General features: G+C 36.5%; 4 protein-coding genes. 1 reads left to right on the top strand and 3 read right to left on the bottom strand.

All coding sequences use genetic code 11. The features are described 5' to 3' along the window. The coding region (locus ACJMLZ_RS09380) for a hypothetical protein (protein ID WP_405305360.1) at positions 1-237 on the top strand (237 nt) is incomplete at its 5' end. A gap of 65 nt (positions 238-302) precedes the next feature. Here the strand turns inward: ACJMLZ_RS09380 and ACJMLZ_RS09375 are convergent. The 3 genes from ACJMLZ_RS09375 to ACJMLZ_RS09365 form a co-directional block, all read right to left on the bottom strand. Then, positions 303-452 (bottom strand): hypothetical protein, encoded by a 150-nt coding sequence (locus tag ACJMLZ_RS09375; protein ID WP_405305359.1) that lies wholly within the window; start codon positions 450-452, stop codon positions 303-305. A gap of 142 nt (positions 453-594) precedes the next feature. Then, complete coding sequence (locus tag ACJMLZ_RS09370) at positions 595-1521, bottom strand: tyrosine-type recombinase/integrase (RefSeq protein WP_405305358.1); 927 nt, start codon at positions 1519-1521, stop codon at positions 595-597. After that, positions 1484-2123 (bottom strand): restriction endonuclease subunit S (locus tag ACJMLZ_RS09365; protein WP_405305357.1); only part of this gene is annotated, 640 nt, incomplete at its 5' end. The genes ACJMLZ_RS09365 and ACJMLZ_RS09370, both read right to left, overlap by 38 nt.

Below are 2123 nucleotides of genomic sequence, written 5' to 3'. Positions count from 1 at the left end.
GACTGCACCCACTTGAAAGTTGTACCAGTTATCGCCACCTATGACGGTAATGGAAACATTCTTCCACTTTATGTCCGCATCGGAGAAGAATCATTTAAAATCTATAATGCTTATGTATCAGAATCCACTTACCGGATACTGACCTTCAAAGGCGAAGTAATGGTTCAGGATGCGGTACGTCCAATAAAACTTAGTTATTTTATGAATGACTTAATTTGGTGCATCCCCAAGAACTAGTCCCCGAAATCCACTTCTGGTCCCGGGGACTAGAAGTTTTTCTGCATCAAAAAAGGGCTTACCAGTTACGGTAAACCCAATCTAAAACAATCAATATTTTCTTTCAGCTCACAAAAGCTCTTGACACGAGCCTCCTTCATGTGTGGCTTGATGACAAAAGGGGCATGCACTCTGCCGAGGCTAGTTTGCCATGACAGGAGTAGTCTACCACACATTACTCATGTAAAGAGTTTTGTGTTATTTTCCATTGCTTCAAATAATCGTAATTGAACAATTATAAAATTCAAATGGGTGGAAATATGATCCACCCATTCCTTATCAACTTTAATCAACGCAAGCCATTTTATTATTCCTTTATTAAGACAATCCTGATAACGAACGCATTACCAAATCTACATCTCTATTTTCAAGCTCTTGAATAATATGTAAATAGGTTTTTTGCGTTGTTGTCATACTCGCATGTCCTAGTCTACGTGCCACACTTGCAATAGATACACCTGCAAATAATAGTATTGAAGCATGTGTATGCCTTAATCCATGAATTGAAATCTCCGGAATATTTGCCTCTTTACAATATCTACTAAGAATATCATTTACTGTAGAATTGTAAACTTTCTTCTTAACGAAAATAGGCTCATCTTCCGGCAATCCCTTGATTAACTCTGAAAATTGGATTACCATTTGCCAATCAATTTGAATTTTCCTTACCGACGATTTATTTTTCGTTGGTTGAAATCCTCCTCCACCTTTATAATCCCATGTCTTACTTACTGACAACGATTGATGAGCAAAATCAAAATCCCTTGGTGTTAAAGCTAATGCTTCTGAAAAACGCAATCCCGTTTTAGCAACAAGCAAAATAAACCAATCCCAATTTACCGTTCCTCCTAAATCCAATTTCGTTATCAAAGTATGTAATTCAAACTGGTTCAAATACTTAATCTTCTTTTCTGATGGTGTTTTGCCTTTAATTATAGCCTTTCTAGTAGGGTCACGCTCCACCAATCCTTCATCAACTGCATCTAAAATAGCACCTTTCAATTGATGATGGAAATCCATTGTTGTCTGTCTTTCGTGATAAGTAGCATAATCATTAATCAATTGCTGATATGCTATTCTATTCAGTTCACACAATTTCAACTCAGGTGCCAGTTTCTTTACCCACGCCAATGTCATAAGATATTTGTCCAATGTCACCTTTCTAATTGCTCCCTTCTTGTAAACATCAATCCACTTTGCATAATATTCATAGAATAAATCGCTTTCTTTTATCTCTTTTAACATGAAATTTCCTCCGTTTCTTTGGATAAAATGGCTTACGTTGATGAAGGGTGATAAGGTTGTCTAGCTGCTCAAAATACTCCCCAATTCTTTCCTGCTCTTCAACTTTTGGCATCATAAATTGTGTTTTTAAGAAATTATCGTTATACAATCTTTTGATTGTACTTCCTTCAATTCCATCCCATTTTACGGTTGGATAAAGCACCTTTAAAAACTTATTACTAATAGATTTATCATGCGACAACCACACAATATTTGAGTCTTGAAAATATGCCTCTTCCCCTTTAAATTCAACAATTCTGCCAATTGTTCCTGATGCAGATAAAAGAACATCTCCCGCATCCGGATATGAAAACTTCTCCCTATACTCATCAAATAATTCTCTACTAATATAGGCATCCGGTTCTCCGCCAAAAGTTCCTATCTTGTAAAAAGGAATATCACCTACATCTGATGTCTCATTTTTAAATATTCTCTTACACATTGATACCGAGCCAACATCTCCGAACTTACGCTGTTCCCAATCGCTATCATTTTCCCTTTTGCATTCCGCTACAGGCTTTAAAATTATGGGTATATACTTACGCTGATGAAGGGTGATAAGG

It is taken from the genome of Methanobrevibacter sp. (assembly GCF_045126245.1).
In the GTDB taxonomy this organism is placed as follows: domain Archaea; phylum Methanobacteriota; class Methanobacteria; order Methanobacteriales; family Methanobacteriaceae; genus Methanocatella.
Note: the sequence above shows the minus strand (reverse complement) of the source record. Positions and strands in the feature narration are given on the sequence as shown.

Coding starts and splice junctions, on each gene's coding strand:
- ACJMLZ_RS09375 (WP_405305359.1), bottom strand. CDS start 452: ATGTGTGGTAGACTACTCCTGTCATGGCAAACTAGCCTCGGCAGAGTG.
- ACJMLZ_RS09370 (WP_405305358.1), bottom strand. CDS start 1,521: ATGTTAAAAGAGATAAAAGAAAGCGATTTATTCTATGAATATTATGCA.